We start from the raw sequence: 22159 nt of genomic DNA, 5'->3' as shown, positions 1-22159 counted from the left end.
TCGACGAGTCTGAACAGAAAATAGCTTCGAGAGTTTTCACGCTGCTGCGAGAGGCGCGTATCGGTGCGGTGCCCGAAAGGGTATCGCACCGTTTTTTATTTGGGGCGCCCGGTTATCGACGTCACGCGCTGATGGAGGCGGACGACATTTGTCAAAGTGGCAAGCAAAACTACAAAAATACAGGCGCAAATAAGTAGTTTTACTTCAAAATCCTGTCAAAAATCCGAGGAATGCCGACGCGACGGCCCGCTGCACGCGTCCGCTCTTCGATGACGGTTTCGGCGCGATGTCCTCGCATCGCGTCGCAGGCAGCAACCACGACTTCGATTTTTTGACAGGGTTTGGAGGAGATGATGAAGAAGGTCTTGTTCGCGTCGGCAGCATTGTTGGCGTTCAGCGCAGCGGCACATGCCCAGAGCAGCGTCACGCTATATGGCCGCCTGGACGCGGGCCTCGAATATATGACCGGCGTGCCGACCGGCGCGGGTCCGAACGGCGCGGCGACCGGCAGCACGAATCGCTTCAGGGCGGAAAGCGGCGACTGGGGCACGAGCCTGTGGGGCATGAAGGGCGCCGAGGATCTGGGCGGCGGCAATCGCGCCGTGTTCCAGCTCGAAGGCAGCTTCAACACGATGAACGGTCAGGGTCCGGGCAACGGCGGTCTCTTCAATCGCTGGGCGACGGTCGGTATTGCGAACAATCAGTTCGGCACGATGCTGCTGGGCCGCGAGCTCTTCATCTCGAACGGCGTGTGGGACTTCGATCCGTTCGGGCAGTCGAACTGGTCGTCGGCGTCGCTGGTGCGTGGCCGTAACTGGCCGCAATCGAGCAACAACGTCTCGTATCAGTCGCCGAAGGTCGCCGGCTTCGATTTCTACGGCCAGTACGCGCTCTCGAACGCGACGAGCTGGAACGGTAACGGCACGACCACGCAAGGCCGCGAGGCGGGCGCGCAGATCACGTACACGGCGCCGCTCTTCCAGGTCCGCGGCATCTATGACGAAATTCGCAATCCGGCAAACGGCTCGCTCGGCGGCAGCTATGACACGAGCAACGGCGCCTACGCCTACTCGCGCGAATACACGGCGATGCTCAACGTGTTCCTCGGCCAGTTCAAGCTTCAGGGCGGCTATCAGGCGATCCGCACGTCTGGCATGACCGGCCAGTTGCCCGGCCAGCCGACCACGCTCGATCACGAATGGGGCGGCGTGACGTGGCAGGCAACGCCGGCGGCGGCGCTGATCGCGGCGGTGTATCACGTGAACGGCAACAACGGCGCGGGCAACGCGACCATCTACACGGTCGGCGGTTCGTACAACCTGTCGAAGCGCGCGCTGCTCGATCTGCAGATCGCGACGGTGCAGAACAGCAAGACCGCGAACTACGGGCTGAACGCCAACAGCTTCGGCTCGTCCGCCGCGACCGACAACCCGCTTCCCGGCCATAGCCAGACGGGTGTGTACGCCGGCATCCAGCACTCGTTCTGATCGGCGACTCGCGGCGAACCATAGCTTCGCAGAAGGTTTTCACGTCACTGCGAGAGGCGTGTCCGGTGCGATGTCCAAGCCGATATCGCACCGTTTTTTTGTGCCGCGAGCTTACATGCGAAAGGCCGCCGATTCACATCGGCGGCCTTTTCGTTTGATGCCCGAACGCGCTCAGTCCCGCGCCATGCCCGATGCCCCGTGACTCAGCCAGTCGAGCACCGCGGCGGCGTCATCGCCGCTCGACTGGCGCTTCTGCGCGACCGCGTCGCTGAGCTTCGCGCCCGGCTTCGGCGCGGCACGGCGAATCGCCACGCCGACCGCGAGAATGTCGATGATCACGAGATGCAGGATGCGCGAAATCATCGAAAGCTGCGATTCGCGAATCTCGATGTGATCGGTTTCCAGCGCGACCGTCGCGCGTTTGGCGAGCGGCGTGTTGCTCGATGTGATCGCGATGACCGTCGCGCCCTGCTGCATCGCCACTTCGAGCACGCGCAGCAGTTCCGGCGCCCTGCCCGACTTCGAGACCGCCACGATCACGTCGCCCTTGCCGAGCAGCGCGGCGGAGGCGGCCTGCATGTAGAGGTCGCCGTAAGCGATCGTCGGGATGCCGAAGCGGAAGAACTTGTAGTGCGCGTCCTGCGCGACGATGTTCGAATTCCCGAGCCCGTAGAACTCGATGCGCCGCGCGCCGTTGAGAATGTCGATCGCGCGCTCGACGTTGTCGAAGTTCAGATGCTCGCGCAACTGCAAAATCGCGGACACGGTGTTGTCGAGCACCTTCGCGCCGAAATCGGTGGCGGTGTCGCCGAGATGCACCTGGCTGTGGCTCACCGGAATCGTGCCGGTCAGGCCCGTCGCGAGCTTCAGCTTGAAGTCCGACAGCCCCTGACAGCCGAGCGAGCGGCAGAAGCGGATCACGGTGGGCTGGCTCACGTCGGCCTTGCGCGCGATGTCGATGATCGGATCGTTGATGATCGAGCGCGGGTGATTGAGCGCGAGATCGGCGACGCGCCGCTCGGCGGGCGTCAGCGCATCGCGCATCTGGCGGATGCGCTCGAACACCGCCGACGAGCCGCTGTTCGCGCGGTTCGACAGCTGCTCCGACAGAATCGCGGACACGCCGAGAAACGCCGGATATTCGGCCGTGATGATGTACGTGGGAATGCCCGACAGATACTGCTGGAAGCGCCCTTTCGCCTCGAAGCGCTCGCGGAACGGCGACTTGTGAAACAGCTCACCCAGCTTGAGCACGATGCCCCCGCCGATATAGATGCCGCCCAGCGCGCCGAGCGTCACCGCGATATTGCCGGAGAACGTGCCGAGGATCGCGCAGAAGCAGTTCACCGCTTCGAGCGCGAGCGCTTCGCCGTCCAGAGCGCGGGTCGTGACGTCGGCGGCGGTGAACTTGTCGGCGACCGCGACGTTGTCGCGCTCCGCCAGCGCGCGATAGATCAGCTCGAGCCCCTGACCCGCGCACACGCGCTCGAACGACACGTGCGGAAACTTGCGGCGCGCATAGCGCATCACGAGGTCTTCGCGTTCGTCGAACGGCGAGAACGTGGCGTGACCGCCTTCGCTGCCGAGCGCGATCCACCGGTCATCGGCCGGAATCAGCCCCGATACGCCCAGACCCGTGCCCGGCCCGAGCAGGCCGATCACGCTGTTCTGCCGGCGCGAGCCGCCGCCGACCTGCTCGCGCTGCGCGTCGGTCAGGCCGGGCAGCGCCATCGCGAGCGCGGTGAAGTCGTTCACGACGAGCAGCGTATCGAAGCCGAGCGCGCGGCGCGTCGCTTCGATCGAAAAGCTCCAGTCGTGATTGGTCATCTGCACGTGATCGCCGTCGACGGGATTCGCGATCGCGATCGCCGCATGATTCACGCGGCCGACCTTCGTGTCCTTCAGATACTGCTGCATCACCTCCGCGATGCCGGGGTAATCGGCGCCCGGATACACGCGGATCTGCCCGATCTCGCCGGGCGCCGTCTCCAGCGCGAAGCGCGCATTCGTGCCGCCGATGTCGGCCAGAAGCCGCGGCCCGTCGGCGTGCTGAGTCGCTGTCTTATGCACACCAGTAGACATCGAGCTTCACTCCTTCAGCGTGGGCCAACGTCGAGATGGCGTTCTTTTGCGGCGCGGCGAGCGCCGCGTTCAGTACGTCGAGCTTCTTCTGACCGGCGATGAAGAGATACAGCTGCCCGATCTGCGTCAGCGCCGACATCGACAGGCTCACGCGCGCATGCGGCGCCGCGCCCGGATGCACGGAGATGAAGCGGTCCGGCGTCGAGATCGCGAAATCCCATTCCGTCGCATCGGCGAAGATCGAGGCCGTGTGGCCGTCTTCGCCCATGCCGAGCACGGCGACATCCGGCAGACGGCGGCGCGCATCCGCGTTCAATTCGGCGATATGCGCTTCCAGCGGCTTGCCCGTATCGACGAGCGGCAGGAAGTACGCCGCCGCGCCCGCGTTCTGCAGAAGCGTGTCGCGCACGAGCTGCGCATTGCTCGCGGAATCCGTCTCGGGCACCCAGCGGTCGTCGACGAGCGTCACGTCGATGTGCGCCCAGTCGAGCGGCTCGCGCGAGAGCGTTTGCAAGAACGGCTTCGGGCTCGTGCCGCCGGATACGGCGAGCGTCGCGTGAGCGGTTTGTCCCGTGGCGTCGGCCGATGCCGCGCCCCTCGCCGCGAGGGACGCCTTAAGCGCGTCGCTCACGGCTTTCGCCAGCGCGTCCGAGTGGGCGCGTGGATCGTCGAAAGTGCGAAGCTCGATCACTGCTCCTCCTGCTTGTTTGTTTATCGATCCGCGTTCGTTCGCACCATCGCGATGATGCGCGAACGCGGTCTCCCGTCTTCGCGTGCCCGCCGCGCGCCTCGTTCGGGCGGCGTCGGCGTCACGCCGTCAATTCTCTTCTTCGCGCCAGCACGTGCCCGCCTGCGCGAGCATCGCGCTCGACGCCGCCGGTCCCCACGTGCCCGCCGCGTACGGCTTGGGCTTGTTGGTGGACGACGCCCATGCGTTCAGGATCGGCTCGACCCAGCGCCATGCCGCTTCCTGCTCGTCACGCCGCACGAACAGCGCGAGCCGCCCGTGAATCACGTCGAGCAGCAGGCGCTGGTACGCCTCCATCTGTCCTTCCTTGAAGAACTGATCGAACGCGAGGTCCAGATACACGCTCGCTAGATTCATGCCTTCGCCGGGCTGCTTCGCCAGGCAATAGAGACGAATCGACTCGTTGGGCTGCAGCCGGATCACGAGCCGGTTCACGCCCGCGCGCAGCGCATTCGCGCCGAGCGCCGAGTGCGGCACCGCGCGGAAATTCACGACGATCTCGGCGACGCGGTCCGCGAGCCGCTTGCCCGTGCGCAGGAAGAACGGCACCCCCGCCCAGCGCCAGTTTTCGATCTCCACCTTCAGCGCGACGAAGGTTTCCGTCGTGCTGTCGGGACGCACGCCCGGCTCCGTCGCGTACGCCGGCACCGCCGCGCCGCGGATCACTCCCGCATGATATTGCCCGCGCACCGCGACGCGGCTGATATCGCGCTCGTCGACCGGCTTGAGCGCGCGCAGCACGCGCAGCTTCTCGTCGCGCACGGAGTCGGAGTCCATCGAGTGCGGCGGCTCCATCGTCACGATGGAGAGCAGTTGCAGCAAGTGGTTCTGCACCATGTCGCGCAGCGCGCCCGTATTGTCGTAGAAGTCGCCGCGCGCTTCCACGCCCAATTCTTCCGCGATCGTGATCTGGATGCTTTCGACCCATTCGCGGCGCCACAGCGGTTCGAAGAGCGCATTGCCGAAACGCAGCGCCAGCAGGTTCTGCACCGGCTCCTTGCCGAGATAGTGATCGATCCGGTAGATCTGCTCTTCCTGGAAGATTTCGCCGACGGCGTCGTTGATCGCGTTCGACGACTTCAGGTCGTAGCCGAGCGGCTTTTCCAGCACGATGCGCGAATCCTGATTGAGCCCGACATCGGCGAGCGCGCGGCAGATCGGCACGAAGAGCGACGGCCCCGTCGCGAGATAGAACACGCGCGTGCCGCCGAACTGCGCGAGGACGTCGCGCAACAGAACGAAATCCTCCGAGCGGCCGAGGTCGATGCCGACGTACTGGAAGCGATCGAGAAAGCTTTGCCACACGGATTCGTCGACGCCGTTCTTCGACACGTGCGGCTTCACATGATCCTCGACCCAGGCGCGATATTCGCCCTGTTCCTTGGCTTCGCGCGCGACCGAGACGATCTTGCCCGCCGGATTGAGCATGCCCGCCCGATGCGCCTCGAAGAGCGCAGGAAGAATCTTGCGCATGGAGAGATCGCCGGTGCCGCCGAAAAGTACGAAGGTGAAGTTCGAGTCGCTTTGCATGAGTCTCTACGTGGGTTCGAGAACTGGATGTGAGTCGAATCGGGGCTTGCTGCCCATGAGACCACCGGGCGCGCCGAGGCGGCCGTAGTCCGATAAAATTTTTTTTGACACTGAATTGTAGTTTAACTACAATCCAAATCAAGAGGAAATGTCATCGACGGATAAATCGCGCGGTCAATCGGTTGAATCCGGCAGCGCGGTTCTTTCAGAGTAGACGTTCCGAGCGCATGTTAACGGAGCCCGCGGGTCGTCGCTTTCCACGGAAGGCGCCCCATCCGGCCCGGCGAGCGCTCGAACCTCCCGCTCGCTATCGGGCGCGCCTTGCGAGGCGGGCTTGCGTGGCTGAGCAAAAATCAAAAGAGGAGACAGCCGTTGCGATTCAACTCACTCATCTCTTGAGAGCCGTGCGGCCGTACATCGGTCTGCCGGCCCGGCACGCCGCGCTCGTGGTGACTTGCGCCTGCCGCTTCCCCGCCGACACCGCCGATTTCCGGCCATTCAGCTTTGCCGTTTTTTGACCACCGCTTCCTAGCACGCTACTCGCGGCATCGGGAGCCAATCGTTTCTTGTTCAGGTGTCTGGAGGAGATAAACAATGAAAGTCCGTAAGCTCATGGGCGCGCTGTGCGCCGCAGGTCTTCTGTGCGGCGCGACGGCGTCGGCGGTTCAGGCTGCCGAAGCCGTTTCCGTGCTGCACTGGTGGACGTCCGGCGGCGAATCCAAGGCAGTCGGCGTGCTCAAGGACGACATGACGAAGCAGGGATACACCTGGAAGGACTTCGCTGTCGCGGGCGGCGCGGGCGCGGCCGCGATGACCGCGCTGAAGACACAGGTGATTTCGGGCAACGCGCCGACGGCAGCGCAGATCAAGGGCCCGCTGATCCAGGAATGGGCCGAGCAAGGCGTGCTCGTGCCGATCGATTCCGTCGCCGGCGACTGGAAGAAGAATCTGCCGCCTGAAATCGACAAGATCATCCACGCCGACGGCCACTACGTCGCTGCACCCTTCTCGGTGCACCGCGTGAACTGGCTGTACATCAACAAGGCCGCGCTCGACAAGGCCGGCGGCAAGGTGCCGACCAACTGGAACGAGTTCTTCCAGGTCGCCGACAAGATGAAGGCCGCGGGCATCATGCCGATCGCAATGGGCGGCCAGCCGTGGCAGGACCTGACGCTGTGGGAAGACGTCGTGCTGTCGCAGGGCGCGGACTTCTACAAGAAGGCGATCGTCGATCTCGACCAGAAGACGCTGACGTCGGACAAGATGATTCAGGTGTTCGACACGGTCCGCAAGATCCAGGGCTACTTCGACAGCGGCCGCACCGGCCGTGACTGGAACCTGGCGACCGCCATGGTCATCAACGGCAAGGCCGGCATGCAGTTCATGGGCGACTGGGCGAAGGGCGAATTCGCCGGCGCGAACAAGAAGGCGGGCACGGACTACATCTGCGCGCCGGTGCCGGGCACGGAAAAGGCCTACACCTTCAACGTCGACTCGTTCGTGTTCTTCCAGCAGAAGGGCCAGAAGGCCGCGACGCCGGGCCAGCTCGCACTCGCGAAGACCATCATGTCGCCTGAATTCCAGGAGCAGTTCAGCCTGAACAAGGGTTCGATTCCGGTGCGTCTGGGCGTCCCGATGGATAAGTTCGACGACTGCGCGAAGAAGTCCTACGCTGATGAACAGACGGCGATCAAATCGGGCGGCTATGTGCCGTCGCTCGCGCACGGCATGGCTCAGGGCGATGCCGTCGCCGGCGCCATGACGGACGTCGTGACGAAGTTCATGAATTCGTCGCAGGATTCGAAGAGCGCGGTGCAGGCGCTCGCGAACGCCGCCAAGACGAAGTAAGGGCAGTGTCCGCCCGGCGCGTGTGCCCATGCACGCGCCGGGCGGTTCGTGAGCCACAAGTAACGTCGCACCATTCAAGCGCCGCAGCCATCCGCCGCATGCGCGCTGATCCGTGCCGCCCAACGCACGACAGCGCCGGCGCATCTTCCAGGAGTCGAGTCGTGACTGCCTCCATTACCGCGGACAAGAAACCGCAAAATCCGCCCCGTCGCGCCTCACCGACGGCGGCGCTCGCCGATCGCCTGATTCCGAAGCTGGTGCTCGCTCCCAGCATCGTGATCGCGCTCGTTTTCGTGTACGGCTTCATCGCCATTACGGGATATCTGTCGCTTTCCGAATCGCGGCTCATGCCGCGCTACGACTTCGCCGGCCTCGACCGGTACAGGCAGCTCTTCGCCAACGACGTCTGGTGGACATCGGCCGCCAACCTCGGCTGGTTCGGCATTCCGTTCATCGGCATCTGCGTGTTCCTCGGCCTTTTCCTCGCGATCCTTCTCGATCAGAAGATCCGCAACGAAGGCGCATTGCGCGCGATCTTCCTCTACCCGATGGCGCTCTCGTTCATCGTGACCGGCACCGCGTGGCAGTGGATTCTGAACCCGGGCCTCGGTCTGGAGAAAGTGTTCCACGACTGGGGCTGGACGAGCTTCTCGTTCAACTGGCTCGGCGATCCGGACAAGGCGATTTTCTGCGTCGTGATCGCGGCGGTGTGGCAATCGACCGGCTTCGTGATGGCGCTCTTCCTTGCCGGTCTGCGCGGCGTGGACAGCGAAATCTTCAAGGCCGCGCAAGTCGATGGCGCGACCTTGCCGACCATCTACCGCAAGATCGTGATTCCCAGCATGCGCCCGGTGTTCTTCTCCGTGCTGCTGATTCTCTGCCACATCACGATCAAGACCTTCGACCTCGTCGTCGCGTTGACGGCGGGCGGTCCGGGAACGTCGTCGTCGCTGCCGGCGATCTTCATGTACACGTTCTCGTTCAATCGTGGACAGCTCGGCGTGGGCGCCGCATCGTCGATGATGATGCTCGCCACCGTCGTCGCGGTGCTCGTGCCGCTCATGTATCTCGAATCGAGGAGCACCCGCAATGCAGCCTAAGATGACTTTGAGCCGCGCCGTCATCTACGCGGTGCTGATACTTTTCGCGCTCTACTTCCTGTTCCCGATCTACGTGATGCTGTCGACGTCGTTCAAGGATCTCGACCAGCTGCGCACCGGCAACCTGCTGACGCCGCCTTCGCACTTCACGTTCGCACCGTGGGTGAAAGCGTGGCAGGAAGCATGTACCGGCGTGCGCTGCGACGGCATGCAGCCGTTCTTCATGAACTCGGTGCGCATGGTGATACCGGCCGTGCTGATCTCGTCGTTCGTCGGCGCGTTCAACGGCTATGTGCTCACGCACTGGCGCTTCCGCGGCGCGGACGCTTTCTTCACGATGTTGCTGGTCGGCTGCTTCATCCCCTTCCAGGCCATTCTTCTGCCGATGGCGCGCCTGCAGGGCTATCTCGGCCTCTCGAACACGACGAGCGGCCTCGTGCTCGTCCACGTGATCTACGGCATCGCGTTCACGACGATGTTCTTCCGCAACTTCTACGTGAGCATTCCGGCCGAGCTCGTGAAGGCGGCGCGCATCGACGGCGCGGGGTTCTTCACGATCTTCACGAAGATCCTTCTGCCCGTGTCGCTGCCGATTTTCATGGTGTGCCTGATCTGGCAATTCACGCAGATCTGGAACGACTTCCTGTTCGGTATCGTGTTTTCGGGCGTGGATTCCATGCCGATCACGGTGGCGCTGAACAACCTGGTGAACACATCGACGGGCGTGAAGGAATACAACGTCGACATGGCGGGCGCGATCATCGCCGCATTGCCGACGATTCTCGTCTACATGATCGCCGGACGTTATTTCGTGCGCGGGCTGACGGCCGGCGCGGTGAAGGGTTAATCGGGCATCGCCCGGTAGAGATATAGAGGATTCACATGGCAAGCCTTTCCATCCGTGACGTGTACAAGACCTACCCGAACGGGGTGCCGGTTCTCAAGGGCGTCAACATCGATATCGAGGACGGTCAGTTCCTGATCCTCGTCGGCGGCTCGGGCTGCGGCAAGTCGACCTTGCTGAACATGATCGCGGGGCTGGAGACCGTGACCCGCGGCGACATCATGATCGACGGCAAGACGGTCAACAATCTGTCGCCGAAGGATCGCGACATCGCGATGGTGTTCCAGTCCTACGCGCTCTACCCTTCGATGAGCGTGCGCGACAACATCTCGTTCGGCCTCAATATCCGCAAGGTGCCGAAGGACGAGCAGAAGAAGATCGTCGATCGCGTGTCGGAGACCCTGCAGATCGGTCATCTGCTCGACCGCAAGCCGGGGCAGTTGTCCGGCGGTCAGCGTCAGCGCGTCGCGATGGGCCGTGCGCTCGCGCGCGATCCGGTGATGTTCCTCTTCGACGAGCCGCTCTCGAACCTCGACGCGAAGCTGCGTATCGAGATGCGTTCGGAAATCAAGCTGCTGCATCAGCGCCTCGGCACGACGATCGTCTACGTGACGCACGATCAGATCGAAGCAATGACGCTCGGCGACCGCATCGCGGTGATGAAGGACGGCATCGTGCAGCAGTTCGGCGCGCCGCAGGAAATCTACGATTCGCCGTCGAACCTGTTCGTCGCGGGCTTCATCGGCGCGCCGCCGATGAACTTCATCACGGGCAAGCTCGTCGAGGCGGGTTCGGGCGTCGGGTTGCAGCTGGATACGGGCGTCGCGCAGAAAGTGCTGAATCTGCCGTTCGATGCGGGCCGGTTGCGCGGCAAGCTCGGTCAGGACGTGATCCTCGGCTTGCGTCCGGAGCGCATCACGGATTCGCGCAGCGCCCACGATGTGTCGGATGCCAGCCTGCAGCCGGTCGACGTGCGCGTCGACGTGATCGAGCCGACCGGGCCGGACACGCTCGTGTTCGCGCAGGTGAACGGCAAGCGCATCGTGTCGCGCGTGCACCCGGCCTCCAACCCGCAGCCGCTGTCGAACATGACGCTGTTGTTCGATGTGTCGAAGGCTGTGCTGTTCGATCCGCAGACGGAGGAACGGCTGGCTTGAGCTTGCTGTTTCATCGACTCGAAACGCCACGGTTCGCCGTGGCGTTTTTCGTTGGGTGACCGTTACAGGGCACAATCGACCTTTTGCACTTCGATCCACCTTGAGCCGCATGACTCTTCTCCCCTCGCATCCCGACCTCGCCTGGCCTGTTTCCGACGGCGCCGATCCCTTCATCGGCCTCGAAGCGCTCGATGACGCACGCGTGCAAGCCTGGGTCGATGCCCAGAATCGCCGCACCGAAGCCGCATTCGGCAACACCGCCGACGCGCGCGCGCTCGCCGGGCGTCTGGAAAAGGCGTACACGTCGAAGGACCGCATCGTCACGTGCTCGCGCTATGGCGACTGGGCCTACAACACATGGCAGGACGACGCGCATCCGCTCGGCATCGTGCGGCGCACGCCGTGGAGCGCGTGGCTCGCGGGCGCACCCGTTTGGGAAACCATCCTCGACGTCGATGCGCTCGACCTCAACACGAACGAAAAAGACGACACCCGCTGGGCGCTGGCCGATTTCGACATGCTCTACCCCGATTACGATCGCGCGCTGGTGAGCCTGTCGCCGGGCGGCTCGGACGCGTGCATGGTGCGCGAGTTCGACATCGCGTCGAAGTCTTTCGTCGCGGACGGCTTCACGCTGCCCGATGTCGGCAAGCACGATATCTCGTGGATCGATCGCGACACGGTGTATGTCGGCTGGGACGACAGCAAGACGAACCCGCGCCCCGCGCTCACGACCTCGGGCTTTCCGCGCGAGTCGCGCCGCTGGAAGCGCGGCACGCGGCTCGCCGATGCGCCCGTCGTGTTCGCAGGCGAGCGGCGCGACGTATCGGCGGGCGCGGACTACGATCCGCTCGAAAAGCTGCATCTCGCCTCGCGCGCGGTCACGTTCTACGACACGCTCAACTACTGGCTCGACGAAACCGCCAACGAATGGCGTCAATACGATCTGCCGACGCATGCGGACATCGAGCACTGGAACGGCTGGCTCTTCGTCACGCCGCGCAAATACTGGAATGCGGGCGGCCGCCGCCATGCACCGGGCACGCTCGCCGTCATTCGCCGCGACGCCTTTCTCGCGGGCTCGCGCCAGTTCACCGCGCTCTTCACGCCGTCGGAACGTCTCGTGCTCGCGGGCATCGACTTCACGAAGCACTGGCTGATCGTCTCGCAGATGGACGACGGCACGCCGCGCGTCACGCTCATGCGCCCGCCATCGCAAGAAAGCGGCGAGTGGGAACCGCGCGAGTTCACGCTGCCCGACGCGAGCCAGTCCTGGGTCGATTCCATCGACAGCGAGCGCGACGACACCGTGCTCATTCACGTCGAGCACTTTCTGATGCCGCCATCGCTCCATCACGCCGATCTCGCGAGCGACGCGCCCTGGGCGCTGCTCGCCAGCCTGCCGGCGCAGTTCGATGCGAGCGGCCTGTCCGCCGTGCGCCGTCACGCGATCGCGCCGGACGGCGAGCGCATTCCGTACTGGCTGATCGGCAAGGACGCCGGGCGCGACACGGATGCGCGCCCTTGCCTGCTCTACGGCTACGGCGGATTCGAAGTCGCGCTCGATCCGCATTACGACGCGACCACCGGCATCGCGTGGCTGGAGCGCGGCGGACTGTACGCGATCGCCAACATACGCGGCGGCGGCGAATTCGGACCGGCGTGGCATCAGGCCGCGTTGCGCGAGAACCGGCAGGTGTCGTTCGACGACTTCATCGCGGTGGCGCAGGCGCTCATCGATAGCGGCGTCACGACGGCGAAACAACTCGCGATTCGCGGCGGCAGCAACGGTGGCCTGCTGACGGCCGTGTGCATGGTGCAGCGGCCCGATCTCTTCGGCGCGGTGCTGTCGGAAGTGCCGCTCGTCGATATGGCGCGCTTTCATTTGCTGTTGCAGGGCGCATCGTGGATCGACGAATACGGCGACCCGGACGACGCCGATGACCTGCGTCATCTGATGGCGTATTCGCCGTATCAGAACGTGAAGGCGGACGTGTCTTATCCGCCCGTGCTCTTCACCTCGTCGACGTGCGATGACCGCGTGCATCCCGGCCACGCGCGGAAGATGGCCGCCAGGATGCAGGCGCAAGGGCACGCGAACGTCTGGTATCAGGAAACCGGCGAAGGCGGTCATGGTGCGGGCGTCGAGCCCGAAGCGGTCGCGCAGGCGGAAGCGGCGGCATTCACCTTTCTCGCGACGAACCTGGGGGCGCGTCCGTAACGCTCGTTGCAGGACGCGCAACGGCCCGTTTCAGCCGGAGTCGCGCGTCCGCCCCCGATTCGAATTCGTTCGATAGGTCGCAAGTCTGCGGATACGTACAGTTACACCTATTCCTTGTCGCAGCTCAGCAAGCGGGTTCCGTGGACAGAACCCGCGCGCGAAAAGAGCGTCATCGTGGTCGACAACGGCGGCGCCGCAAACAGGGAATGACGGAACGGAACTGAACCGAAACGAACCGCGATCAGAAGCACCTTTGACCCAGGCAATGCTGATCATCGACCCGGAGACACGCCTATCGCCCCTGAAACCGAATCGATCCGGTAAGCACCTTTGACCAGGACCCTACCGAATCCACGAAACGCGCCTTCGACCCAGGAAGCACCTTTGACCCGGCACGACCTGAACCGAAAACCGCGAAAAACAAGCTTGACCACATCTTGACCTCGCCCTCCGGCGAGGTTTTTTTTTCGCCGGAACGGACGAAGCCGCCCGCGGCGCGCACGCACCATTCAAACCCTGACGGGCGCCGCATGCGAGCGCAGCACCAGCGTGCGCCCCGCGAAGGTCAGCACGCCGCAGGTGCCGATCACGATGCCCATGCCGTGCGGCGACACGTCATGAAAGAGCCCGACCGCGAGACTCGCGAGCGCGCCGAGCGCGAGCTGCATCGCGCCGAAAACGGCGGCGGCCGCGCCCGCATTGTGCGGATAGCGGTGCATCAGCTCCGTGGTGCAATTGGCCGACAGCAAGCCCACCACGCCGACGACGAAAAACAGCGTCACGACGATGGACCACAGCCCGCCCCAGCCCGTCAGCGACACGAGTGCGACCGCGAGCGCCGCCCCGACGCTCACGAAGGACGCGGCCGAAATCATCTTCATGGCGCCGACGCGTCCGACGAACTTCGTGTTCAGCACATTGCCCGCGATGATGCCGATGATGTTCAGCCCGAAGAGCAGCCCGTAGTGCTGCGGCTTCACGTGGAAGTAATCGATATAGACGAACGGCGTCGCGGTGATGTACGCGAACATCGATGCGAACGCCATGCCGCCGCACATCATGTGGCCCCAGGTGACGGGATCGGTCAGCAAATGTCCGTACGCGGCGAACGACTTGCCGACCGCCGCGCTCGCGCGCTTCTCCTTCGGCCAGGTTTCGGGCACGCGCAGAAACGCCGTCACCGCGCACGTCAGACCGAAGAGCGTCAGCGCAACGAACACGATGCGCCAGCCGCCGAGCAGCAGCAATTGCCCGCCGATCAAAGGCGCGAGCAACGGTCCGATCGACGTGACGATGGACAGCATCGACAGCACGCGGGCGGCGTCGCTCGGCGCGTGAGCGTCGCGGGCGATGGCGCGCGCGAGCACCGATGCCGCGCCCGCGCCGAGCGCCTGCAGGAAGCGCACGAAGACGAGCGCGTCGATGGAGAACGCCATCGCGCAGCCGATGCTCGCGAGCGCGTACAACACGATGCCGCCCAGCAGCACGGGCCGCCGTCCGTACGCGTCGGACATCGGGCCGTAGAGCAGCATGCCGAACGAGAAGCCGAACATGAAGCTCGTGAGCGTGGTTTGCGCGGCGGCCGGAGTCGTGTCGAAGGACGCCGCGAGCGCGGGCAGGCTCGGCAGATACATGTCGATCGACAGCGGGCCGCACGCGGCGAGCGCGCCGAGCAACAGGAGCAGCCGGCCATCGGGCCGGCGCCGGGTGGTATCGGGCATGGAGTTCGCAGGACGGGGATGAGCGGAGCAGCGCGGCTTTCCGCCGCGCGAGCGAGCGCTCATTGTACGCGACGCTTTGCCGCGATCCGGCCCCGACCGGCGCGTTGCGCTAAGCTCATCGCTCCTTTTCGTCACGTTGCGTCGAACCGATGACCGCCTTTCTGCTGATCTGGAGCCCCAAAAAGTGGCCGTGGCCCGAACTTCCCGATGTCGCGCGTCGCGTGGCCGCGGGCGAGGCCATCACCGATGTCTGGGGCTGCGGCACCGCGCGCGGACTCATGCCGGGCGATCGCGTGTTCGTGCATCGCGTGTCGCAGGAACCGAAAGGCGTGTTCGCGTCGGGATACGTGACGCGCGCGCCGTATGAAGTGCCCGATGCCGGCAGCAAGCGCGGCTATCGGCTGTGCATCGACTTCGTGTACGACTGGCTCGTCGATGCGCACGAGCAAGTCGTCGTCACCCGCGACGAATTGCGCGCGCATCCGTTCTCGGTGCAGACGTGGGACGCGCAGATGTCCGGCACCCTCATCAAGCCGATGGCCGAAGGCGCGCTCGAAAAGCGCTGGACGGAGCGGACCGGCAGGCGTTCCCGGCCGCCCACGCTGCCATCCGCGCCCGCCGCATCGGGCTAGGCCGTGCGAAAAACGGCAAAACGTCCGACGCCGATCCAGGCGCGACACGGCCCGTTCGCATCGACTCCGGTACAATTTCAGCAACGTTTTTCGCGTCGGACACGCGTTTCTCGCACTGCGCGCGTCGCCGCCCGAGCGCCCATCCCTCGCGATTCCCGCATCCACTTTCAGCGCAGGCCGCCATCCATGTCCAAGAATCAAGCTCTCTTCGAACGCGCACAACGAACCATCCCCGGCGGCGTGAATTCGCCGGTGCGGGCGTTCCGCTCGGTCGGCGGCACGCCGCGCTTCATCGAGCGCGCGGAAGGACCGTATTTCTGGGACGCCGACGGCAAACGCTATATCGACTACATCGGCTCGTGGGGCCCGATGATCCTCGGCCACGTGCATCCCGAAGTGCTCGAAGCCGTGCAGCGCGTGCTCGTGCACGGTTTCTCGTTCGGCGCGCCGACGGAAGCCGAAATCGAAATCGCCGAGGAAATCTGCAAGCTCGTGCCGTCGATCGAGCAGGTGCGCATGGTGTCCTCCGGCACCGAAGCGACCATGAGCGCGCTGCGCCTCGCGCGCGGCTTCACGAACCGCAGCCGCATCATCAAGTTCGAAGGCTGCTATCACGGTCATGCGGACAGCCTGCTCGTCAAGGCGGGCTCCGGGCTGCTGACGTTCGGCAATCCGACATCGGCGGGCGTGCCGGCCGATATCGCGAAGCACACGACCGTGCTCGAGTACAACAACGTCGAGCAATTGAACGAGGCGTTCCAGGCGTTCGGCTCGGAGATCGCGTCGGTGATCGTCGAGCCGGTCGCGGGCAACATGAATCTGGTGCGCGCGACGCCCGAGTTCCTGAACGCGCTGCGCGAGCGCTGCAACGAGTACGGCTCGGTGCTGATCTTCGACGAAGTGATGTGCGGATTCCGCGTCGCGCTCGGCGGTGCGCAGCAGGTCTACGGCATCAAGCCGGATCTGACGTGCCTCGGCAAGGTCATCGGCGGCGGCATGCCGGCGGCGGCGTTCGGCGGACGACGCGACATCATGGCGCATCTCGCGCCGCTGGGCGGCGTCTATCAGGCGGGCACGCTGTCGGGCAACCCGATCGCGGTGGCCGCGGGCCTGAAAACGTTGCAGTTGATCCAGCGCCCCGGCTTCCACGACGACCTCGCGAAGCAGACACGCAAGCTCGTCGACGGTCTTGCCGCCGCCGCGCGCGACGCCAGAGTGCCCTTCTCCGCCGATTCGATCGGCGGCATGTTCGGCCTGTATTTCATGGATCAGGTGCCGGGCAGCTTCGCGCAGATCCAGCAGGGCGACACGAAGCGCTTCAACGCGTTCTTCCACGCGATGCTCGACGCGGGTGTGTACTTCGCGCCGTCGGCGTTCGAGGCGGGCTTCGTGTCGAGCGCACACGACGACGCCGTCATCGACGCGACGATCGACGCCGCGCGCGGCGCGTTCGCCACGCTCGCCGCCTGACGCTATCGGGCCGCGCCGATGTTCTCGCAAACCGACTTCACTCATATGGAACGCGCACTGGCGCTCGCCTCGCGCGGCATGTACACGACGACGCCGAACCCGCGCGTCGGCTGCGTGCTCGTCAAGAACGGCGAAGTGATCGGCATGGGCTTCACGCAGCCCGCCGGCCAGGACCACGCCGAAGTGCAGGCGCTCAAGGACGCCCGTTCGCGCGGCAAGGACCCGCGCGGCGCGACGGCGTATGTGTCGCTCGAGCCGTGCAGCCATTTCGGGCGCACGCCGCCGTGCGCGCACGCGCTCATCGACGCGCGCGTCGAAAAGGTGATCGCGGCGATGGAAGACCCGAACCCGTCCGTGTCCGGGCGCGGCCTCGCGATGCTGCGCGACGCGGGCATCGACGTGCGCTGCGGCCTGCTCGCGAACGAGGCGCACGAGATGAACATCGGCTTCGTGTCGCGCATGACGCGCCGCCGTCCGTGGGTGCGCATGAAGGTCGCGGCCACGCTCGACGGCCGCACGGGCCTGCCCACGGGCGAAAGCCAGTGGATCACCGGCGAAGACGCACGCGCAGACGGCCACGCGTGGCGCGCCCGCGCCTGCGCGATCCTCACCGGCATCGGCACGGTGCGCGAAGACGACCCGCAACTGACGGTGCGCGCGGTCGACACGCCGCGCCAGCCGCAACGCGTGCTGATCGACAGCCGCCTCGACGTGCCCATGCAGGCGCGCATTCTCGACGGCGCGCCGCCGTGGATCTTCCATAGCGCCGACGCCGATGCCGCGCGCATCGACGCATTGCGCGCGAAAGGCGCGGAGCTGATCGAGCTGTCGAACGAGCATGGCAAGGTCGATCTCCCCGCGATGCTCACCGCGCTCGCCGATCGCGGCATCAACGAGCTGCACGTCGAAGCGGGCCACAAGCTGAACGGCTCGCTGCTGCGCGAGGGCTGCGTCGACGAACTGCTGATCTATCTCGCGCCGAGCCTGCTCGGCAGCGCGCCCGGCATGTTCGACTTCGCGCCGCCCGCGACGCTGGATGCGCGGCCGCATCTGAAGTTTCACCGCATCGACCGGCTCGGCGACGATCTGCGCATCCTCGCGCGCTTCGCCGGGACGAACGTCGCAAGCTGACCACGCACCGACTCAAGGAAACGAAGCCGATGTTTACAGGAATTGTCGCGGCGGTGGGCCGCATCGAAAAAGTCACGCCGCTCGGCGCGGAGGACGCGGGCGTCCGTCTGACGGTCGCCGCGGGCAGTCTCGATCTCGCCGATGTCGAGCTCGGCGACAGCATCGCGATCCAGGGCGCGTGCATGACGGTGGTTCAGAAGTCCGCCGCTGCCTTCGATGTCGACGTATCGCGCGAAAGCCTGAACAAGACGGTCGGCCTCGGCGACGCCGGCGCCGACGTGAATCTGGAAAAGGCGTTGCGCGCGCACGACCGGCTGGGCGGACATCTCGTCTCGGGCCACGTCGACGGCCTGGGCCTCGTCTCGAAGTTCGAGCCGGTGGGCGAATCGCACGAATTGCGCATCGTCGCGCCGAAGGACATCGGCAAGTATCTGGCCTACAAGGGCTCGGTCACGGTGAACGGCGTGAGCCTCACGGTGAACTCGGTCAGCGACCGCGCCGACGGCTGCGAGTTCTCCATCAACCTGATCCCGCATACCGTCGAAGTCACGACGCTCAATGCGCTCAAGACCGGAACGAAGGTCAATCTGGAAATCGACCTGATCGCGCGGTATGTCGAGCGGATGATGAGCGCGTCGTAACGCGTATTCCAGACGGGCCGCCGCGGCGCCATTCGTCCGAAAGGCATAGGCAAACTTCGCGGCCGTCTGTCCGCCGATTTCACCGACTGTCGCCCGGGCGTGGCGTAAAATACGCGCTTTCCCCAAACCGGACCCGTACGGGACGTCATCATGTCGCTCGCCTCCACTCCTGAGATCATCGCTGAACTGAAAGCCGGCCGGATGGTGATTCTCGTCGACGAAGAAGACCGCGAGAATGAAGGCGATCTCGTCGTCGCCGCCGAATTCGTCACGCCCGAAGCCATCAACTTCATGGCGAAGTACGGCCGCGGCCTCGTCTGTCTCACGCTCACGCAGGAACGCTGCAAGCTGCTGAATCTGCCGCTCATGACGCACCGCAACGGCACGCAGTACGGTACGGCGTTCACGGTGAGCATCGAGGCGGCCGAAGGCGTGACCACCGGTATCTCCGCCGCCGACCGCGCGAAAACCATCGCCACGGCGGTCGCGCATGACGCACGCGCCGAGCACATCGTGCAGCCGGGCCACGTGTTCCCGATCATGGCGCAGCCGGGCGGCGTGCTCGTGCGCGCGGGCCATACGGAAGCCGGCTGCGACCTGACCGCGCTCGCAGGCCTCACGCCCGCCGCGGTGATCTGCGAGATCATCAAGGACGACGGCGAGATGGCGCGCCTGCCGGATCTCATCGAGTTCGGCCAGCAGCACGGCATCAAGATCGGCACCATCGCCGATCTGATTCACTATCGCAGCCGCACGGAATCGATCATCGAGAAGGTTTGTGAGCGCACCATGCAGACCGCGCACGGCCCCTTCCGCGCGGTGCTGTATCGCGACGAGCCGACAGGCTCGCCGCACATCGCGCTCGTGCGCGGCACGCCGAGCCCCGACCGCGCGACGCCGGTGCGCGTGCACGAGCCGCTCTCGGTGCTCGATCTGCTCGAAATCGATTCGTCGACGCACTCATGGACCATCGACGCCGCCATGAAAGAGATCGCCGCCCGCGATCTCGGCGCGATCGTCATGCTCAACTGCGGCGACACGAAGGAGCATCTCATCGACGTATTCCGCGCGTTCGATCAGCAGGACAAGGCCGCCGAGCTCAAGCGCCGCCCGATCGACTTCAAGACGTACGGCATCGGCGCGCAGATCCTGCGCGATCTGGGCGTCGGCAAGATGGACGTGCTCGCGAACCCGCGCAAGCTCGGCAGCATGTCGGGCTACGGGCTCGAAGTGACGGGCTTCATTCCGATGCCCGGCGGCCCCACGACGGCCGCGCCGGTGGAACCCGCCATTACCCAGTTGCGCTCGGCCTGAGACCGCCGGCCGCCCAACCCTATTCCAGACAATTCCAAGCGAAGGATCCAATTCATGGAAATCGGACAATACCAGCCGAACCTCGACGGTGACGGCTTGCGCATCGGCATCGTGCAGTCGCGCTTCAACGAACCGGTGTGCAACGGCCTGGCCGATGCCTGCATCGAGGAGCTGGAGCGCCTCGGCGTGATCGGCCAGGACGTGCTGCTCGTCACCGTGCCCGGCGCGCTGGAAATCCCGCTCGCGCTGCAAAAGCTCGCGGAATCCGGCCAGTTCGACGCGCTGATCGCGCTCGGCGCCGTCGTGCGCGGCGAGACTTATCACTTCGAACTGGTGTCGAACGAAAGCGGCTCGGGCATTTCGCGCATCGCCCTCGACTTCGGCATTCCGGTCGCGAACGCCGTGCTGACGACCGAGAACGACGAGCAGGCCGTCGCCCGCATGACCGAGAAGGGCCGCGACGCCGCGCGCGTGGCGGTCGAGATGGCGAATCTCTCCGTCGCGCTCGAACAGCTCGACGGCGATGAAGAAGACGAAGACGAAGAAGACGAGGACCGCGCATGAAGAGCGCACGACGCCGCTCGCGTGAACTCGCGACGCAAGGGCTTTATCAGTGGTTGCTGTCGGGCGCGCCCGCCGGCGAAATCGACGCGCAACTGCGCAATTCGCAAGGCTTCGACAAGGCCGACAAGGACCACCTCGATGCGATCCTGCACGGCGTGATCAAGGAATCCGACGCGCTGTCCGAACAGCTGCAGCCGTGCCTCGACCGTCCGATCGAGCAGTTGTCGCCGGTCGAGCGGGCGGTGCTGCTCGTTGCGGCGTTCGAGTTCAAGCATCACATCGACGTGCCGTATCGCGTCGTCATCAATGAAGCCGTCGAATTGACGAAAACCTTCGGCGGCTCCGACGGCTACAAGTACGTGAACGGCGTGCTCGACAAGCTGGCCGTCGTGATGCGTCCCGCCGAAGCGCAGGCGCGCGGACGCGGTGCGTAAATGACCGACGTTTCGGAACCGCTCGTCAGGCTCGCGTCGCGCGTCGATGCGATCGAGCCCTTCTATGTGATGGAGCTGATGAAAGAGGCTCAGGCGCTCGAGCGCGCGGGCCGCGACGTCATCCATATGAGCATCGGCGAGCCGGATTTCACCGCGCCCGAGCCGGTGATCCGCGCCGCCGCGGACGCGCTGAAGCGCGGCGTCACGCAGTACACCAACGCGCTCGGCATCCACGCGCTGCGCGAGGCGATTTCGCGGCACTATCGCGATACGTTCGGTCTGACGGTCGATCCGGAGCGCATCGTCGTGACGGCGGGCGCGTCGGCGGCGCTGTTGCTCGCGTGCATGGCGCTCGTCGATAACGGCGACGAAGTGCTGATGCCTGACCCGTGCTATCCGTGCAACCGGCACTTCGTGTCGGCGGCGGACGGCAAGCCGGTGCTGATCCCGAGCGGCCCGGCCGAGCGCTTTCAGTTGACGGCGGAACACGTCGAGGAAAACTGGAGCGAAAAGACGCGCGGCGTGCTGCTCGCGTCGCCATCGAATCCGACGGGCACGTCGATCGAGCCGGACGAGTTGCGGCGCATCGTCGACAAGGTGCGAGAGCGCGGCGGCTTCACGATCGTCGACGAGATCTATCAGGGTTTGAGCTACGACGCGAAGCCCGTGTCCGCCCTCTCCTTCGGCGACGATGTCGTCACGGTCAACAGCTTCTCGAAGTACTTCAACATGACTGGCTGGCGGCTCGGCTGGCTCGTCGTGCCGCACGCGATGGTCAGCGCGGTCGAGAAGCTGTCGCAGAATCTGTTCATCTGTGCATCGGCGCTCGCGCAGCACGCGGCGCTCGCCTGTTTCGAGCCGGAGACGATCGCGATCTACGAAGCGCGCCGGCTGGAGTTCAAGCGGCGGCGCGACTATATCGTGCCGGCGCTGCGTTCGCTCGGCTTCGGCGTGCCGGTCGTGCCCGACGGCGCGTTCTACGTCTACGCCGATACGACCACGGTTCATCATCCCACCGCCGGCAACAGCGACGCCCTCTCGCACTCGATGCTCCACGACGCGGGCGTCGTGCTCGTGCCGGGCGCGGATTTCGGCTTCCACGCGCCGGAGCGCTACCTTCGTCTTTCGTACGCGACGGCGTATTCGAAGCTGGAGGAAGCGGTTCAGCGATTGGGCTCATTGTTCAGTCGATAATCGCAATCGCGCAGCACACAAAAAAAGGGCACCCTCGGGTG

Annotated in this window: 20 protein-coding genes; 15 read left to right on the top strand and 5 right to left on the bottom strand. The window is 65.1% G+C overall.

What is annotated here, in order from left to right; genetic code table 11:
* Positions 1 to 199: 199 nt before the first annotated feature.
* Complete coding sequence (locus AWB78_RS47530; RefSeq protein ID WP_198399215.1) at positions 200 to 427, bottom strand: hypothetical protein; 228 nt, start codon at positions 425 to 427, stop codon at positions 200 to 202.
* Here AWB78_RS47530 and AWB78_RS04450 point away from each other — a divergent pair.
* Positions 354 to 1487: a porin gene (locus AWB78_RS04450; RefSeq protein WP_062602961.1), complete on the top strand. Its 1134-nt coding sequence runs from the start codon at positions 354 to 356 to the stop codon at positions 1485 to 1487. The two genes, AWB78_RS47530 and AWB78_RS04450, sit on opposite strands and share 74 nt — an antisense overlap.
* 171 nt (positions 1488 to 1658) lie before the next feature.
* Here the strand turns inward: AWB78_RS04450 and AWB78_RS04445 are convergent, their stop codons facing one another.
* The 3 genes from AWB78_RS04445 to zwf form a co-directional block, all read right to left on the bottom strand.
* Positions 1659 to 3569 carry a bifunctional transcriptional regulator/glucokinase gene (locus AWB78_RS04445; RefSeq protein WP_062602645.1) on the bottom strand — a complete coding sequence of 637 codons (1911 nt, stop codon included), beginning with the start codon at positions 3567 to 3569 and terminating at the stop codon, positions 1659 to 1661.
* Positions 3550 to 4260: a 6-phosphogluconolactonase gene (gene pgl / locus AWB78_RS04440; RefSeq protein ID WP_062602644.1), complete on the bottom strand. Its 711-nt coding sequence runs from the start codon at positions 4258 to 4260 to the stop codon at positions 3550 to 3552. The genes AWB78_RS04445 and pgl overlap by 20 nt, the downstream gene beginning before the upstream one ends.
* Before the next feature lie 126 nt (positions 4261 to 4386).
* Positions 4387 to 5847: a glucose-6-phosphate dehydrogenase gene (gene zwf / locus AWB78_RS04435; RefSeq protein WP_062602642.1), complete on the bottom strand. Its 1461-nt coding sequence runs from the start codon at positions 5845 to 5847 to the stop codon at positions 4387 to 4389.
* Positions 5848 to 6185: 338 nt separating this feature from the next.
* Here zwf and AWB78_RS46265 point away from each other — a divergent pair, with 338 nt between their 5' ends.
* The 6 genes from AWB78_RS46265 to AWB78_RS04410 all read left to right on the top strand — a co-directional run bounded on the left by AWB78_RS46265 (position 6186) and on the right by AWB78_RS04410 (position 13017).
* Positions 6186 to 6365: a hypothetical protein gene (locus tag AWB78_RS46265; RefSeq protein WP_157697406.1), complete on the top strand. Its 180-nt coding sequence runs from the start codon at positions 6186 to 6188 to the stop codon at positions 6363 to 6365.
* A gap of 76 nt (positions 6366 to 6441) precedes the next feature.
* On the top strand, positions 6442 to 7695 hold the full coding sequence (locus AWB78_RS04430) for an ABC transporter substrate-binding protein (protein WP_062602640.1): 1254 nt from the start codon (positions 6442 to 6444) through the stop codon (positions 7693 to 7695).
* A 161-nt stretch (positions 7696 to 7856) separates the two neighbouring features.
* Positions 7857 to 8795: a carbohydrate ABC transporter permease gene (locus AWB78_RS04425; RefSeq protein WP_062602637.1), complete on the top strand. Its 939-nt coding sequence runs from the start codon at positions 7857 to 7859 to the stop codon at positions 8793 to 8795.
* On the top strand, positions 8785 to 9642 hold the full coding sequence (locus AWB78_RS04420) for a carbohydrate ABC transporter permease (RefSeq protein WP_062602635.1): 858 nt from the start codon (positions 8785 to 8787) through the stop codon (positions 9640 to 9642). The genes AWB78_RS04425 and AWB78_RS04420 overlap by 11 nt, the downstream gene beginning before the upstream one ends.
* A gap of 35 nt (positions 9643 to 9677) precedes the next feature.
* Positions 9678 to 10796: an ABC transporter ATP-binding protein gene (locus AWB78_RS04415; RefSeq protein WP_062602632.1), complete on the top strand. Its 1119-nt coding sequence runs from the start codon at positions 9678 to 9680 to the stop codon at positions 10794 to 10796.
* Positions 10797 to 10905: 109 nt separating this feature from the next.
* Positions 10906 to 13017: a prolyl oligopeptidase family serine peptidase gene (locus AWB78_RS04410; protein ID WP_062602630.1), complete on the top strand. Its 2112-nt coding sequence runs from the start codon at positions 10906 to 10908 to the stop codon at positions 13015 to 13017.
* Positions 13018 to 13526: 509 nt separating this feature from the next.
* Here AWB78_RS04410 and AWB78_RS04405 read toward each other — a convergent pair.
* Positions 13527 to 14738 carry a Bcr/CflA family multidrug efflux MFS transporter gene (locus AWB78_RS04405; protein WP_062602627.1) on the bottom strand — a complete coding sequence of 404 codons (1212 nt, stop codon included), beginning with the start codon at positions 14736 to 14738 and terminating at the stop codon, positions 13527 to 13529.
* 149 nt (positions 14739 to 14887) lie between these two features.
* On the opposite strand from AWB78_RS04405, the gene AWB78_RS04400 reads away from it, so the two are divergent.
* From AWB78_RS04400 to AWB78_RS04365, 8 genes are all read left to right on the top strand, one after another.
* Positions 14888 to 15370, top strand: coding sequence for a hypothetical protein (locus AWB78_RS04400; RefSeq protein ID WP_062602626.1), 483 nt, complete (start codon positions 14888 to 14890; stop codon positions 15368 to 15370).
* A gap of 186 nt (positions 15371 to 15556) precedes the next feature.
* Positions 15557 to 16840, top strand: a complete 1284-nt coding sequence (gene hemL, locus AWB78_RS04395; protein ID WP_062602624.1) for a glutamate-1-semialdehyde 2,1-aminomutase — start codon at positions 15557 to 15559, stop codon at positions 16838 to 16840.
* An 18-nt stretch (positions 16841 to 16858) separates the two neighbouring features.
* Positions 16859 to 17971, top strand: a complete 1113-nt coding sequence (gene ribD, locus AWB78_RS04390) for a bifunctional diaminohydroxyphosphoribosylaminopyrimidine deaminase/5-amino-6-(5-phosphoribosylamino)uracil reductase RibD (protein ID WP_062602622.1) — start codon at positions 16859 to 16861, stop codon at positions 17969 to 17971.
* A 29-nt stretch (positions 17972 to 18000) separates the two neighbouring features.
* On the top strand, positions 18001 to 18612 hold the full coding sequence (locus tag AWB78_RS04385) for a riboflavin synthase (RefSeq protein ID WP_062602620.1): 612 nt from the start codon (positions 18001 to 18003) through the stop codon (positions 18610 to 18612).
* Between the two features lie 150 nt (positions 18613 to 18762).
* Complete coding sequence (gene ribBA, locus AWB78_RS04380) at positions 18763 to 19926, top strand: bifunctional 3,4-dihydroxy-2-butanone-4-phosphate synthase/GTP cyclohydrolase II (protein ID WP_062602619.1); 1164 nt, start codon at positions 18763 to 18765, stop codon at positions 19924 to 19926.
* A 54-nt stretch (positions 19927 to 19980) separates the two neighbouring features.
* Positions 19981 to 20490, top strand: coding sequence for a 6,7-dimethyl-8-ribityllumazine synthase (gene ribH, locus AWB78_RS04375; protein WP_062254302.1), 510 nt, complete (start codon positions 19981 to 19983; stop codon positions 20488 to 20490).
* Positions 20487 to 20924: a transcription antitermination factor NusB gene (gene nusB / locus AWB78_RS04370; RefSeq protein ID WP_062602617.1), complete on the top strand. Its 438-nt coding sequence runs from the start codon at positions 20487 to 20489 to the stop codon at positions 20922 to 20924. Before ribH ends, nusB begins: the two co-directional genes overlap by 4 nt.
* Complete coding sequence (locus AWB78_RS04365) at positions 20925 to 22118, top strand: pyridoxal phosphate-dependent aminotransferase (protein ID WP_062602616.1); 1194 nt, start codon at positions 20925 to 20927, stop codon at positions 22116 to 22118.
* Positions 22119 to 22159: the final 41 nt, after the last annotated feature.

Origin of the sequence: Caballeronia calidae (assembly GCF_900044055.2) — a bacterium.
GTDB classification, from domain to species: domain Bacteria; phylum Pseudomonadota; class Gammaproteobacteria; order Burkholderiales; family Burkholderiaceae; genus Caballeronia; species Caballeronia calidae.
This window is presented reverse-complemented; position numbering and strand designations above follow the sequence as displayed.